Raw genomic sequence first — 14,861 nt, forward strand, 5'->3', positions numbered from 1 at the left:
CAAGCAAAGGCAAGCCAGCATAAACTATGCATAAACACTAGATCAAAATCATTAACTCTTTCTTAAATCCATTGGTGCTTTTAAGTAGCTTGTGACCTGTTGCTCAGTTGTTGATTAAGGTCAGGAAGTAGTAGTATACGTTGTTACACTCTGGCAGCTACTGCAATGTTAAGGATGTTGTCGAGTGTAACGAAGTGAACGGCAGAATGGAACATTAGAGAGTTAACTAACATGCTTAAGAAATTACAGAATTCTCGTACCTTCGTGACAGGAATGCCACGGGTAGGTCTAAGCCGATTGGCTTTGGCATTGTGGGTAGCGTCGCTATGCGCGAGCTGTGCCAGTTCTGGGTCTAGCCCCAATGCCGGTGCAAGTCCGGCTGCAGGTACTACTGCCTCGGGTAGCACAGACAGCAGCACCCTTAAGATCGTTTCTAGTTTGCCAATGACAGGCAGTTCTTTAGGCCAAACTCAAACGATCATTAATGGCATTAAACAAGCGTTAGACGAAACCAATTCAGCTGCTTGTGATGGCAAGATCAAGCTCGAATACGAACCTTTAGACGACGCAACGGCTGCTGCAGGTAAATGGGATCCAGCCCAAGAAACAGCCAACGCTAACCAAGCCGCTGCCGATCCTAATATCGTTGCTTACATTGGCACCTATAATTCCGGGGCTGCTAAGCTGGCGATTCCCATTTTGAACCAGGCTGACGTGGTAATGGTTAGCCCTGCTAACACCTATCCAGGTCTCACAAAACCGGGCAAAGGTGAGCCGAATGAGCCCAATATCTATTATCCCAAGAACACACGCAACTTCGCTCGCGTTGTGCCTGCCGATGACCTTCAAGGGGTCGCTGCCGCCAACTGGGCTAAATCTTTAGGCGCTAAGAGGGTTTACATCCTGGATGATCAGGAGCTTTACGGCAAAGGCATTGCTGACATTTTTGACCAGACGGCTAAGAAGATTGGTCTAGAGGTGTTGGGACATGAAGGTATCGATGCCAAAGCTGCCGATTACAAAGCGCTAATGACTAAGATCAAAGCGCTCAATCCTGACTTGATCTACTTTGGCGGCATTACTCAAAACAACGCTGGGCAACTGATCAAAGACGCTCGCAACGTTGGCATGACTAACGATAAGGTCAAAATCATGGGGCCGGATGGCACCTTTGAGCAAGCACTGATTGATGCTGCTGGCAAAGATGCTGAGGGCTACTATGCAACCTTTGGTGGAGTTCCAGGCAAGGAACTAACCGGTGCCGGTAAGACTTGGTACGAAAACTACAAGACAAAATACAACGCTGAACCAGAAGCTTACGCTTCTTACGGTTACGAAGCCGCTAAAGTAGTCGTGAACGGGATCAACCAAGTCTGTAAGAATGATCGCGCAGCAATTCGCGATGCGGTCATGGGCACCAAAGACTTTAAGGGCCTACTGGGCACTTGGAGCTTTGACGCGAATGGTGACACTAGCCTCGGCACTATGTCTGGCAACGTGGTTAAGGATGGCAAATTCCAGTTTGTCAGTGTCATTAAAGCCCAATAAGTTGAAGACGGGCTGATGTCATCAGAGGGGTGGATTCCGTGGGAATTCCCCCCTCACCTGTTAAAGCGTGTGTTCCCTCCGGTTCGATGAAAGATGAAGCGTTGGCAGAGAATTCTTCTGTATCTTGCGGTAGCCTATGTCGTCCTCTTGTTAGGACCGATTGCGGGCTTTGATCTCCCCCGAATTGTTGGTGCCATTGCTCAAAGCCCTGAGGTTTTAATTCAGCAGTTACTAGTGGGTCTGATCAACGGGGCGATTATCGCCATCATTGCCTTGGGCTATACCCTGGTCTACGGCATTATCGAGCTGATCAATTTCGCCCACGGCGACCTCTACATGTTGGGAGCCTTTGCTTCCCTCACGGTGATTAATTTGTTTGGGCTTGAGGATGGGGCCTCTTTGGCAACAGCCATCGTGCCAATGTTGTTGGCTTTGGTGATTGCAGGCCTCTTCTGTGGAGGTTTGAACCTGCTGACTGAGCGCTACGCTTATCGTCCCCTGCGCAATTCTTCGCGTTTGGCTCCCTTGATTTCCGCCATTGGGGTTTCGTTCATTTTTCAAAACCTGGGTCTGTTTTGGGGAGGCTTAAAGTCGTTCATTCCAGGCATGGGCAATAATGCTGCGGCTCCCAAAACTTTTCCAGACTTACTGCCCCGCACGGACCTGCTGCAAGCCCTAGGGATTCAGACCAGTGTGGCCTTTACGGTCAAGGATCTCGTGGTGCTAGTCGTTGCTGCGGTCTTGATGGTGGGATTGCACTTGTTTGTGCAGTACACGCGCCCTGGTAAGGCCATGCGAGCGACGGCGCAGAATCCAATGGCAGCTCGGATCATGGGCATCAATGTCGATCAAATTATTGCCCTGACCTTTGTGCTGGGTGGCATCCTAGCGGGTTCTGCTGGGCTGCTAGTGGCGCTCTATAACAACACCGTTGTCTTTACAATGGGATTCACCGCTGGCCTGCGAGCGTTTACCGCAGCGGTATTGGGCGGCATCGGTAACATTATTGGGGCCATGCTGGGCGGGGTTTTGATTGGCGTTCTGTCGGCCCTCAGCGATCAGTATCTCTCCAGTCGTTGGACTAACGCCTGGGTGTTTGCTGTTTTGGTGATCATTTTGGCCTTTCGACCCGGTGGCCTACTCGGTGAAAACGTTCAGGAAAAGGTGTAGGCAGCGATGGCAGAGCGGGCGCTGAAGGTCCTCCGGTTGAGTATCGCCTTAGGGTTGATCGCGGCTCTAACGGTGCTGGTGTTTGGGGGTTGGAGTAGCTCAGTCATTGGCTGGCTCTTGGGCGCAGGGGCAGGTCTTATGGCTTGTCAGCGGCAAAGCATTCCTTCGCCCAAAGTCGGAGCCAGGTTAGGGCTAGAGGCAGGGCTGGTTCTGGGCGGTTGGATTTTGCTGGCTCTCGTGCTGCAGGGGCTAGTGTTGCGTCCGGCGGCAGGGCAACCGGCATTGGCGCTGCCGCAACTCCTGCAATATGCCCTTCTCGCACCAGTGATTACAACGGTGGCAGCAACAGTCACGGGGGCAGTACAGGGGTTAAAGCAGTACCGGCAAATTGCAACTTGGATTCTACTGGCCCTGATCTTGCTGATCTTTCCCTGGATCGACCAGATTGCCCGAACCAACTGGATTGCCACGGTGATTCAGATTCAGATTTTCGTGATGCTGGCTCTGGGCTTAAACATTGTCGTGGGCTACGCAGGACTGCTGGACTTGGGCTATGCGGCCTTCTTTGCAATTGGCGCTTATACCACTGGCTTTTTGTCCTCGCCGCAAATTAATTTGCAGTGGAATTTCTGGATTGTGATCTGGATTGCCGCTGCCGTTGCTGCCTTGGCAGGGGTCATTTTAGGCGCACCGACGCTGCGCTTGCGAGGCGACTACTTAGCAATTGTGACCCTGGGGTTCGGCGAAATTGTGCCGGTTCTGTTTCGCAATTTGACTGATATCCAAATCTACGAACCGATCTCTAAAATTCTGGGCAGCATTCTGGGCCGTCCAGAAATGGCTATTTGTCTAGTTGGCTGCGATAAACCGTTCAATTTGACAGGAGGCGAAGCCGGTATTAATCCGATTGGACGGCCCTATCTACCAATCGTGGGCACGTTCCAATCCAGCAATTATCTGCCCTGGTACTACTTGATTTTGCTGCTGGTAGTGTTTGCTGTTTTCATGATCGGCCGTCTACGCAATAGCCGTTTAGGCCGGGCCTGGACAGCAATTCGAGAAGATGAATTAGCGGCCAGCGCTATGGGCATTAATTTGGTGAAAACTAAGCTTCTCGCTTTTGCGATGGGAGCAACTTTTTCCGGCTTTGCTGGTTCTTTTTACGCAGCCTACATCAGCGCTATTTTCCCCAGTGTCTTTGACTTTTCCGTCTCAGTGATCATTCTATGCATGGTGATTTTGGGGGGATTGGGCAACATGACTGGTGTCATTCTGGGCGGCATTATCATCATGGGTGCTGACCGTCTTTACTTGCCGCAGTTAGCCTTGGTACTCAAAGGCGTTCTCAGCACGTCGGTACTGCCTAATGTTGCTAACCCAGCGCTGAAAGACTTTTTGGCAACCAGCGTTGACCCCATTCAGATGCGTCTGCTTCTATTCGGTTTAACGCTGGTGGTTATGATGATTGTGCGTCCCGAAGGGCTAGTGCCCGATGCCATGCGCCAGGCCGAATTGCATTCGCCGGAACCCGACTCGGTTCCAGTGGTAGAAGACCCTGCGGTGGAAGCCAGGAGTTAGAAATGGCTCTGTTAGAAGCTCAAAAACTCACTATGCGCTTTGGTGGTCTGGTTGCGGTTAACCAGGTAGATTTTGCAATTGAGCCCGGTATGATTGCTAGCCTCATTGGCCCCAATGGCGCCGGCAAAACCACGTTTTTCAACATGATTACCGGCATCTACACGCCGACTTCCGGCCACCTGGTCTTCGATGGCAGGGAGATTACCGGGTCGCCTCCGCACCGACTCACAACTCTGGGCATTGCCCGAACCTTTCAGAACATTCGGCTGTTCAGCAACATGAGCGTACTGGAAAATGTATTGGTGGGCCGCCACAGCCGTCTCAAAACGGGGTTGCTGGGCACTGTGTTTCGGCCGCCTTCAGTAGCTAGTGAAGAAAAGAATGCTGAGCGCAAAGCGTTACATCTCCTAGACTTCGTGGGCTTAGGCAGCAACAAAGCGCAAGAACGGGCCAAGAATCTGGCCTATGGCGAACAGCGACTTCTAGAAATTGCCCGAGCCTTGGCCTCAGAACCAAAACTCTTGTTGCTGGATGAGCCAACCGCAGGCATGAACCCGAATGAAACAGCGGGGCTGACTCGCTTCATCCATCGCATCCGGGACGAACTCCAACTTACGGTTCTGCTCATTGAGCACGATATGAAAGTTGTGATGGGCATTTCTGATCGCGTCAGTGTCATGGAGTACGGCTCCAAAATTGCCGAGGGTTCTCCCACAGCAGTCCGAGCCGATCCACGCGTGATCGAAGCCTATTTGGGCAAAGAGGAAGAGACAGCATAACCATGCTAGAGGTCAGGGACATCCACACCTATTACGGCAATATCCACGCGCTCAAAGGGGCTTCGCTGAAGGTTGAGCAGGGAGAGGTCGTGACGCTGATTGGCAGTAATGGCGCCGGAAAAACGACTTTTTTGCGCACGGTTCAGGGCTTATTGCGACCGCGCGAGGGCAGTATTTTGTTTGAGGGACGGCCCTTAGAGGCAATGCCCACCAAGGATATTGTTCGCCTTGGCATTTCTCAAAGCCCAGAAGGTCGCCTGATTTTCCCACGGATGACCGTGCTGGAAAACCTGGAGATGGGCGCGTTCTCCCGTCGCGACGGCGTCGGCGTCAGAAGCGATCTGGAGCGCATCTTAACCCTGTTTCCTCGGCTCAAAGAGCGGATTAATCAAAAAGGCGGCACCTTGTCTGGTGGCGAACAGCAGATGCTGGCCATTGGCCGGGCGATGATGTCGCGGCCTCGCCTGCTGATGCTAGACGAGCCCAGTATGGGCTTGGCACCCTTACTGGTTGCTCAAATTTTCTCGATCGTTAAAGACATTAATGAGCAGGGAACGACGATCTTGCTGGTTGAGCAGAATGCTCGTATGGCCTTAACTGTGGCTAACCGCGCTTATGTTTTGCAAACGGGTCAGGTTGTACTAACCGGTACTGCCCGAGACCTGCAAACGAATGAGATGGTTCGCAAGGCTTATTTGGGTGAGAGTTAAGACTTAGCGATCGGGCAATCAATCGACTTATCGCTAAGCAGCCAGCAGCAGAGGCTCACTTCCAAGCGCCGAGATAATCGTGTCGCTGTCCTTGCTCACCAAAGCCTTCTCACCTTGCGCCAAGATCAGATCTTGACCGGCACTGGTAACCCAGGCTATACCCGATAGGACTTCAACCTCGCGACAAGCTTGCGGCAAGCGCAGAACTTCAGGACCCACTAGGCTAAATAAGCAAGGCGCTCCAGATAGTGCTTTGTTTTCTGTCTTGCCCTCAAGCTGAGGAGTGATAGCCTTTACCTTATACAGATAGGAACTCAAAGCTTGAGCAAAGCCGTTCGTTATGGTTAAACGCATCGCTCTTTCCCGTTGTAATTTAGTTGGACGGTTTAATCAGCCAGATAGCAAACCAGTCAAGTAGCAAGCCAATGGGTCAGCCAGGCAGCGAGCTAGTCGGGGAGTTGGGGAGTTGGCCGGGGAGCCAACTGGTAAGCCAGGGGTTAAGTCGGATGTCTACACTTTATTGCTCCTTGCTTAGGGAAGCAAAGCATAGCGTGAATGGTATCCATGAGCGAAATAGATGCATTAGATTGAGAAGGGCTCTATAGCGATTCATTGTGCCCTAAGCATTTCAGAGGGAGAAGGTACGATTTCAACATTTTTGACTAGAACACTAACTAGAACAGACTGAATGAGGCTACTGGCCAACTGTCCTAGTCAAAACTCGGCAAATTGTACCAGTGATTGAGGCAGAAGGGAGGCAAATGCTGGTAGGGGCTAAGGCTTGTCTTTTTATCACTTAATCCTAAATTTAAGTTTGATTATAAGCTCATACAAAAACCAAGCTATCTATCACAGTAGAGACAAGATCATAAGAAGCTATAAGAAATAATTACTAGCTATTGATGCAATACCCAAAAAAATTAACAGGAACAATGGATGGTCTCCAACTGTTCCTGTTAAGTTTAAGCAAATTATATAGTCTAACCAGGTTTACCACTAAACCACTAGCACTAATGGCTCAGGATTTGCGATAGGAATAGCTTAGTCCGTTCCTCTTGGGGATTATTAAAGAAATCTTCGGGCGTATTTTGTTCCACAATTGTGCCCCGGTCGAAAAATACAACTTTGTCGGCAACGCTGCGGGCAAACCCCATTTCGTGAGTCACACAGACCATCGTCATGCCCGTTTCGGCCAATTCCTGCATCACATCCAGAACCTCTTTGATCATTTCGGGGTCCAGTGCAGAGGTCGGTTCATCAAATAACATCACGGTTGGGTTCATGGCCAAAGCGCGAGCGATAGCAACCCGTTGCTGCTGACCCCCTGAAAGCTGGCCGGGAAACTTCTTGGCCTGCTCAGCAATACCCACCCGGCGTAGCAACTCCATTCCCCGCTCGTCCGCCTCGCTGCGCTTCACCTTTTTCACCCAGGTTGGACCGAGGGTGACATTCTGTAAAACGGTCAGGTGAGGGAACAGATTAAACTGTTGAAACACCATTCCGACTTCGCGACGAATGGCATCAATGTTGCGCAAATCTGTGGTCAGTTCAATGCCATCAACAAGAATGCGTCCCCGTTGATGTTCCTCTAGGCGATTAATCGTACGGATAAAGGTGGATTTACCTGACCCGGAAGGACCACACAGCACCAAAACTTCGCCGCGCTGAACTCGCAGACTAATGCCCTTAAGAACGTGAAAATCGCCGTACCACTTGTGGACGTCTTCACACTCAATAATGGTGTTCGATCCAGGCGTATCTGTCGTCTGCACTGATGCTACTCCTGAGGGCTCGGGGTGCTGACGCTGATTTTTCATATGATTACTGATGGAAATTGGGGGGTGTAGTTAATAACACGATAGCGTACAGGGCCGGACGAACGCTCTAGCCAAAGTTATCCTGCTTACATTCATTTACACAAGTCTACAGGTTTATTTCATATCGTTGCAGTACTGAGTTTATTGGCCAAAAAAAACCGTATATGACGTTACACTATCGGGATTATAGCGGTGTCATATTGACACCTGGAGTGGTGTGAGAGTTTAAAGTGTGGCGATGAACATTGTGAAGCTAGGTAGGATGTTTAGCAGACTTTCGAAAATGCGCTCCACGCTGCTAGCGTGGGTTACAGGTATCGGCCTTGTTTTACTGCTGAATTCATTAATAGTTGCTTGTAGCACAGAATCAACAACCCCAACTGGATCACCCCAGGCAGGTGGAACACCTGGCCCAGCACGAAGCACATTGCTATCTACGATCCAGGGCCGGGGACAACTCATTTGCGGAGTCAATGATCAATTGCCAGGCTTTGGCAACGTTGATGCAGCTGGTAAGTACACTGGCTTCGACGTTGACTTTTGCAGAGCAGTTTCGGCGGCTGTCTTTGGTGAGCCAGATAAAGTTGAATTTGTGCCGGTAAAATCTGCTAACCGTCAGACTGCAATCCAGTCAGGCGAAGTGGATATGATGAGCCGAAATACAACCTGGACTCTGACGCGGGATTTTGAGTGGGGCGCCATTTTCGCACCCACGACTTACCACGATGGTCAGGGCTTCATGGTGAAGACGGCCCGAAACATTGACAGCATTGAAAAGATGGATGGGGCGAGCATTTGTGTCCTATCTGGAACCACCACTGAATTGAACTTGGCGGATGCCTTTCGGGCCAGAAACTTGAAGTTTACACCCGTGGTATTCGACAACGATGATGCTACCTACGCAGCCTACGACCAAGGACGCTGTGATGTAGTCACTAGTGACCAAAGCAGCCTGATTTCGCGTAAGAGCACGCTGAAAGCACCAAACGAGAGCGCGATTCTCGACCAGGTGATCTCTAAGGAGCCTCTGGGGCCTCTAGTTTCTCAATCTGACCCTGTTTGGGCCGACATTGTTCGTTGGACCATTGACTCTCTAATCTATGCCGAAGAGAGGGGCATTACCAGCCAGAACGTCAGCACCTTTGCTAGCACCCAAGATCCTGACATTAAGCGTTTCTTGGGAGGAGAGGGCAACCTGGGTCAATTGATGGGTTTGGCTCCAGATTGGACGGCTAAAGTAATCGCTAGTGTGGGCAATTATGGCGAGATTTTCGACCGTCACCTTAAGCCACTAGGTGTAGAGCGGGGCTTAAATGACTTGTACACCAAAGGCGGGTTGATGTACTCCATTCCTTTTCGCTAAATCTTCCCATTTAGTGAGCCGTTTAGCGACCGGTTTAATGGCCTATTCACTGGCTGTTAATTAGCCCTTGTACAACGTTGGTTAGGCGATAGCTAGGGGCTATAAACTAGCCCCTATTTCAGTTTTTGTAGCTCAAATTCTGTAGTACAAAACTCAAGTCCTGTTATTAGCGCGAAAATTCGCAATGACTTCCCTTCGAGATCATCACGATCAAACTCGGCCTCCATTCTGGCGCGACGAACGCATAATCCGGATTGTCCTACAGGCCCTCTTTTTAGTTGCAGTCGCGGTAGGGCTTAGTATTCTCTACCGCAATATGGTCATCGGCTTGGCAAAAGCAGGCCTTGACTTGGGCTTTGATTTTCTCAAAAACTCAGCTAACTTCGGGATCTCTGAAGGGATTCCCTATACCCCCGCCGATAGCTACTTCAAAGCGTTTATTGTGGGGCTAGTTAACACCATTTGGGTATCGGTGGTCAGCATTGTCTTGTCGACCATCATGGGCTTTGCGCTGGGCGTTGCTCGTCTCTCCAGTAACTGGCTAGCTCGACAACTGGCCTCCGGCTTGACCGAGATCTTCCGCAATATTCCGGTTCTACTGATCATTATTTATTGGTATCAAGCCGTTTTCCTGGGCTTACCCCAAGTAGAAAGTGGCTTCTCGTTATTCAATATGGCTTACTTCAGCCAGCGGGGCTTAGCTTACCCGCAACCCGATGTCATACTACTGCCCACCCTAGTCCTGATGGTGCTGGTTGGTTGGGGCAGTTGGAAACTTTTGCAGCGCTGGCGACCAGACCTAAACGAGAGATGGGCAGGTGTCATATCGCTAGTGGGGGCTTTGCTGGTCGCAGGTCTCGTCTGGGCCTTCTCAGGTCGTGACCCTTTTGCTTTGGATGTGCCCAAGATGGTGGGCTTCAATCTGCAAGGCGGCGGCCAAATTAGTGCCGAATTTCTAGGGATTCTGCTGGGGCTCGTGGCTTACACCGGCACTTATATTGCCGAAATCGTGCGAGGCGGCTTCCAGGCTGTACCTAAGGGCCAACGAGAGGCAGCGCGTTCAATTGGCTTATCAGAAATGAACGCCTTTCGCTTAGTCATCGCGCCGATTGCCCTGCGCAGCATTATTCCTTCCCTGAATACTCAGTATCAAACTCTGATCAAAAACTCTAGTTTGGCAACAGCGGTTGGCTATCCCGATTTGTTTGGTGTAGGCAGCATCATTGTGAACCAGTCGGGCAAAACCGTCGAAGTCTTCACCATGATCATGCTGTCCTACTTAGCCCTGAATTTGCTGGTTTCCCTAGGGATGAACTGGCTCAACGAGCGAGTCAAATTGGTGGAGCGTTAAGCGATGACGACTGGTTCTTATCTGCCTGATTCTGAAGACTTGCTCAGGCCACCTACTAAGCGGGTGACGCCGCAAGCCTGGCTACACGAAAATCTGTTTAATTCCTGGTTCAATACTGCATTGACCCTAATCTCAGCAGCCCTGCTGATTGCTGTGATTAGTGGTTTTTTAAGCTGGGCGTTTGGGGCTGCTAGGTGGGCAGTAATCCCGGCCAACCTCAAGATCTTTATGACCGGCACCTATCCCGGTGAGCAACTGTTTCGGGTCTGGCTGGTTCTGGGCATTGCTTTAGCACTGATGGGATTGAGTGCAGGTGTGTGGCAGGGATTGCTGCTGAAATACACCTACGCTGTAGCGATTTTTTGTGGCATTTTGACTTTGCTGCCCTTGGGACAGGCACGACTCTACCTAGGCGTCATCGTAGTTGCGATGATTGCGGGGATTGCCCTAGGCTGGCGGCGGAGCAACTGGCAGCGCTGGGTTCTGTTGGCCTGGCTGTTGAGTTTGCCGGTAATGGCAATTCTGCTATTGGGCGGCGGCATCACGGGCATGCGCTTAGTGAGCACCCGTCAATGGTCGGGGCTCCTGCTCACCTTTGTGCTGACGATCTGGTCCTTAATCCTAGGATTTCCCTTGGGCGTGTTGCTGGCCTTGGGGCGTTCCAACGCTACCCTGCCGGTAGTAAGGCTGGTCTGCACTTTCACGATCGAGCTGATCCGGGGCATTCCGCTAACCGTGATTTTGTTTGCAGCTAGCTTACTGCTGCCCTTTTTCCTGGCAGGCGCCAGAATTGACCTAGTCTTCCGAGCAACCGTAGGCTTGACTTTGTTTACCGCTGTCTACATGGCTGAGGACATTCGCGGCGGTTTGCAATCAATTCCCTCCGGTCAGGCAGAAGCAGCCCGAGCTTTAGGGCTGAACCCGGCCCAGATCACCTTTTTGGTAGTCTTGCCTCAGGCCTTGCGCACTTCAATCCCATCGCTGGTCGGTTCATTTTTGACCATGTTCAAAGACACCTCATTGGTGTTCATTATTGGTCTAATCGACTTGCTGGGTGCGGGAAGAGCCGCCTTCGCACAACCCGAGTGGCTGGGCACACAGGCGGAATGCCTAATTTTTGTTGGTGTGATTTACGCCATCTTCTGCTTTGCTATTTCCTATGCAAGCCAACAGTTAGAAAAATCCTTGGGTTTGGGGGACCGTTAATTCATTCAAGATGCTGGAATACATTACTCTGCCAGAGGGCACGCTACCGCCAGTTGCCCCCTATGCGCATGCGGTTAGAGCGGGAGATTTTCTCTACATCACAGGTCAACTTGCAGAAGATCCAGCCACAGGCGAAATCAAACGCGGTCCGATTCCTGAGCAAGTCAAGCAGGTGATGGACAATCTGAAGCTGGTTCTGGACCACACTCAGGCAGGCTTTGACAAGGTAGTGATGGCGCGGGTTTTCATCACCGACTTCAGGGACTACCCGGTGGTCAACGAGATCTATGCCTCCTACTTTCCAGCAGGACGCTTGCCCTGTCGGACCACGGTGGGCGTGATTGGTCTCGCTGGCTTAGGCGACGTCGAGATTGACCTCGTCGTCTATTGTGGCGGTTGAACCAGTGCCTTGCAGTCAGCTTGCGAACCAGTGATGCCACTTTACCCAAAGATTGAACCGTACCATTCGGGCGAGCTGAAGGTTTCCGAACTGCACACGCTTTATTTCGAGCAGTGTGGCAACCCGCTAGGCAAGCCGATTGTGTTTCTGCATGGTGGGCCTGGAGGCGGTAGTGACCCATTCCATCGGCGCTATTTCGACCCTGAACTCTGGCGCCTTGTCATTTTCGATCAACGCGGCTGTGGCAAAAGCACCCCCCATGCAGAACTGCGCGAGAATACCACCTGGAATTTAGTTGCTGATATTGAAAAACTGCGGGAGCAGTTGGGCATTGATCAGTGGGTTGTCTTTGGTGGCAGTTGGGGCAGTACCTTAGCTCTGGCCTACAGTCAAACTCATCCCGAGCGCTGCAAAGGACTGATTTTGCGGGGCATTTTTATGCTCAGGCAGAAGGAATTGTTGTGGTTTTACCAAGAAGGCGCGAGCTATTTATTTCCAGACGCCTGGGAGAGCTATCTCCAACCAATTCCAGTGAATGAGCGCCATGATTTAATTGCTGCCTACTACCAACGCCTGACTAGTTCAGATCCTCAAATTCAACTGGAAGCGGCTCGGGCTTGGTCCGCTTGGGAGGCTAGTACTAGTAAATTACTCCAGGATCCTGGCCTATTGAACAAATTTGGCCAGAGCCAATTTGCTGACGCCTTTGCTCGCATTGAATGCCACTATTTTGTCAACAAAGGCTTTTTTGAGCGTGAAGAACAGCTTATCGAAAATGTCGATCGCATCCGTCAAATTCCGGCGGTAATTGTGCAGGGCCGCTACGACATCGTCTGCCCGATGATTTCGGCTTGGGAACTACATCGAGCTTGGCCGGAGGCAGAGTTGAAGGTTATTGCCGATGCTGGTCATTCGATGACGGAGCCTGGAATCCGGGACGCCTTGATCGAGGCGACCGACCGCTTTGCTCATTTATAGTCAATCGGTTGATTAGCCGGCTAATTAGCCAGTTAATCAGTTAGTGAGTCAATAGCCAGTCGGCTTGCGGAACCCTCAACGGTACACTGAGGGACTATGTTTGCTGATTTCCTTCCGCCTCAGGTCAACGCTCTGATCGAACCAACCTCTATTGCCCTGGCTCAGAACATTGAGCGGCAACTGATCTCAACGCCCCTCAGCCCCCAACCAATTGCCACAAGCTATGTGCGTCAGGGCAAGGCAGGAACCCCGGTGCCGCCAATTTTGCTATTACACGGCTTTGATAGCTCTGTGTTCGAGTTCCGTCGGCTGCTGCCCCTGCTAGCTACTCAGGCTGAAACCTGGGCCCTGGACTTGTTGGGATTCGGCTTCACCGAGCGATTGGCAGGTATTCCCTTTGGCCCCACAGCGATCAAGACCCATCTTTACCAAGCTTGGCAAACGCTGATTGGGCAACCGGTGACCCTGGTAGGGGTCTCGATGGGCGGAGCCGCTGCCATCGATCTCGCTATCAGCTATCCAGAGGTAGTCCAAAATCTGGTGCTGATCGGCAGCGCCGGTTACAGCAGTGGTCCAGTGATGGGTCGCTTCCTAGTGCCGCCGCTGGATGTCTGGGCAGCGGAGTTTCTACGCAGTCCTAGGGTACGGGACCAGGTGAGCCGCACGGCCTACTACGACCCTAGCTTTGCCTCTGCCGATGCAGCTTTATGTGCGGCCTTACATTTAGAGATGCCGGGTTGGCGCGAAGCCCTAATCGCCTTTACCAAAAGCGGCGGCTACCGGGCGTTTGGCAACAAGTTGGCACAACTGACCCAGCCCACGCTGATTTTGTGGGGCGACTCGGACCGGATTTTGGGCACAGGCGATGCCTCCCGTCTGCAGCAAGCGATTGCCCACAGCAAGTTGGTCTGGGTCAAAAATTGTGGGCACGTCCCACACTTGGAACAACCACAGTTCACAGCTGAACAGATTCTTGCCTTCAGGAGTACATCCGGTTCTTAAACCTGTGCGTTAATGCCAGAAAAGGGCGCTACAACCAACCCGGCCAATCAGGGGAAAAGCTATGGCTGTGCTCGAAGGATCCTGGCAACACGGCTACATTGCCAGCAATGGCATCCGGCTACATTACGTAACTCAGGGAGAAGGCCCCCTGATGTTGATGCTGCATGGTTTTCCAGAGTTTTGGTATTCCTGGCGACATCAAATTCCTGAGTTCGCTCAGAACTACAAAGTCGTTGCCCTTGACCTACGCGGCTACAACGAGAGTGATAAGCCTAAGGGGACCGACGCCTATCGCATGAGTGAGTTGGTCGAAGATGTCGCAGGCGTGATTCGCGGGCTAGGCTACGAGCACTGTGTTCTCGTGGGACACGATTGGGGCGGTGCAGTTGCATGGAGCTTCGCCTATGCCCATCCCCAAATGGTGGAGCGTCTGATTGTGCTGAACTTGCCTCACCCCGCCAAATTTGCTGAAGGCCTACGCTTGCCTCAGCAATTGGTACGCAGTTCATATATTTTTCTGTTTCAATTGCCCTGGATTCCAGAGTTCTTACTTCAACTTTCTGACTACCAATTTATCGAAACTGCTTTTAGAGGAAGTGCGATCAACAAGAGCGCCTTTACTCAGGCAGACATTGAAGCTTACAAAGATGCAGCCTCAAAGCGGGGCGCGCTGACCGCTATGTTGAACTACTACCGCAGCGCTGCTAGAGGTCTGCTCGCTCGCTCTTGGCCAGTTTTAGAAGTTCCTACCCTGATGATTTGGGGCGAAAATGATGTCGCTTTGGGTAAAGAATTGACCGAGGGCACAGAAGCCTACGTGCGTGATTTTCGCATCCGCTATATTCCCAACTGCGGCCACTGGGTTCAACAGGAGCAGCCTGAGTTGGTGACTCAATACATGCAGGAATTCCTCGCAGCTTTACCTGCTTCTGTGCAGCGCTAGGCTTACTCAGGAACGG

The 14,861-nt window shown here is 51.5% G+C and carries 14 protein-coding genes; 12 read left to right on the top strand and 2 right to left on the bottom strand.

Going from position 1 to position 14,861, the window contains the following annotated elements:
* The first annotated feature begins 231 nt into the window (after positions 1 to 231).
* From H6F94_RS07905 to H6F94_RS07925, 5 genes are all read left to right on the top strand, one after another.
* Complete coding sequence (locus tag H6F94_RS07905) at positions 232 to 1,548, top strand: branched-chain amino acid ABC transporter substrate-binding protein (protein WP_199320263.1); 1,317 nt, start codon at positions 232 to 234, stop codon at positions 1,546 to 1,548.
* 93 nt (positions 1,549 to 1,641) lie between these two features.
* On the top strand, positions 1,642 to 2,718 hold the full coding sequence (locus tag H6F94_RS07910) for a branched-chain amino acid ABC transporter permease (protein ID WP_190801666.1): 1,077 nt from the start codon (positions 1,642 to 1,644) through the stop codon (positions 2,716 to 2,718).
* A 6-nt stretch (positions 2,719 to 2,724) separates the two neighbouring features.
* On the top strand, positions 2,725 to 4,296 hold the full coding sequence (locus H6F94_RS07915; RefSeq protein WP_190801667.1) for a branched-chain amino acid ABC transporter permease: 1,572 nt from the start codon (positions 2,725 to 2,727) through the stop codon (positions 4,294 to 4,296).
* 2 nt (positions 4,297 to 4,298) lie between these two features.
* A complete protein-coding gene (locus H6F94_RS07920) occupies positions 4,299 to 5,075 on the top strand; it encodes an ABC transporter ATP-binding protein (protein ID WP_190801668.1) in 777 nt (258 codons plus the stop codon).
* Positions 5,076 to 5,077: 2 nt separating this feature from the next.
* Complete coding sequence (locus H6F94_RS07925) at positions 5,078 to 5,785, top strand: ABC transporter ATP-binding protein (RefSeq protein WP_190801669.1); 708 nt, start codon at positions 5,078 to 5,080, stop codon at positions 5,783 to 5,785.
* A gap of 33 nt (positions 5,786 to 5,818) precedes the next feature.
* Here H6F94_RS07925 and H6F94_RS07930 read toward each other — a convergent pair whose 3' ends face one another.
* On the bottom strand, positions 5,819 to 6,139 hold the full coding sequence (locus H6F94_RS07930; protein WP_190801670.1) for a hypothetical protein: 321 nt from the start codon (positions 6,137 to 6,139) through the stop codon (positions 5,819 to 5,821).
* Between the two features lie 656 nt (positions 6,140 to 6,795).
* On the bottom strand, positions 6,796 to 7,557 hold the full coding sequence (locus H6F94_RS07935; RefSeq protein WP_313949244.1) for an ATP-binding cassette domain-containing protein: 762 nt from the start codon (positions 7,555 to 7,557) through the stop codon (positions 6,796 to 6,798).
* 328 nt (positions 7,558 to 7,885) lie between these two features.
* Here H6F94_RS07935 and H6F94_RS07940 point away from each other — a divergent pair, with 328 nt between their 5' ends.
* The 7 genes from H6F94_RS07940 to H6F94_RS07970 all read left to right on the top strand — a co-directional run bounded on the left by H6F94_RS07940 (position 7,886) and on the right by H6F94_RS07970 (position 14,845).
* On the top strand, positions 7,886 to 8,965 hold the full coding sequence (locus H6F94_RS07940; protein WP_199320264.1) for an amino acid ABC transporter substrate-binding protein: 1,080 nt from the start codon (positions 7,886 to 7,888) through the stop codon (positions 8,963 to 8,965).
* Positions 8,966 to 9,149: 184 nt separating this feature from the next.
* Positions 9,150 to 10,316 (top strand): amino acid ABC transporter permease, encoded by a 1,167-nt coding sequence (locus H6F94_RS07945; protein ID WP_190801673.1) that lies wholly within the window; start codon positions 9,150 to 9,152, stop codon positions 10,314 to 10,316.
* Between the two features lie 3 nt (positions 10,317 to 10,319).
* Positions 10,320 to 11,522: an amino acid ABC transporter permease gene (locus H6F94_RS07950; RefSeq protein ID WP_190801674.1), complete on the top strand. Its 1,203-nt coding sequence runs from the start codon at positions 10,320 to 10,322 to the stop codon at positions 11,520 to 11,522.
* Between the two features lie 10 nt (positions 11,523 to 11,532).
* Positions 11,533 to 11,922 carry a RidA family protein gene (locus H6F94_RS07955; RefSeq protein WP_190801675.1) on the top strand — a complete coding sequence of 130 codons (390 nt, stop codon included), beginning with the start codon at positions 11,533 to 11,535 and terminating at the stop codon, positions 11,920 to 11,922.
* Between the two features lie 33 nt (positions 11,923 to 11,955).
* On the top strand, positions 11,956 to 12,900 hold the full coding sequence (gene pip / locus H6F94_RS07960; protein ID WP_199320265.1) for a prolyl aminopeptidase: 945 nt from the start codon (positions 11,956 to 11,958) through the stop codon (positions 12,898 to 12,900).
* Between the two features lie 96 nt (positions 12,901 to 12,996).
* Positions 12,997 to 13,902 carry an alpha/beta fold hydrolase gene (locus H6F94_RS07965; RefSeq protein ID WP_190801677.1) on the top strand — a complete coding sequence of 302 codons (906 nt, stop codon included), beginning with the start codon at positions 12,997 to 12,999 and terminating at the stop codon, positions 13,900 to 13,902.
* 61 nt (positions 13,903 to 13,963) lie between these two features.
* Positions 13,964 to 14,845: an alpha/beta fold hydrolase gene (locus H6F94_RS07970; RefSeq protein ID WP_190801678.1), complete on the top strand. Its 882-nt coding sequence runs from the start codon at positions 13,964 to 13,966 to the stop codon at positions 14,843 to 14,845.
* Positions 14,846 to 14,861: the final 16 nt, after the last annotated feature.

It is taken from the genome of Leptolyngbya sp. FACHB-261, assembly GCF_014696065.1.
In the GTDB taxonomy this organism is placed as follows: Bacteria; Cyanobacteriota; Cyanobacteriia; order FACHB-261; family FACHB-261; genus FACHB-261.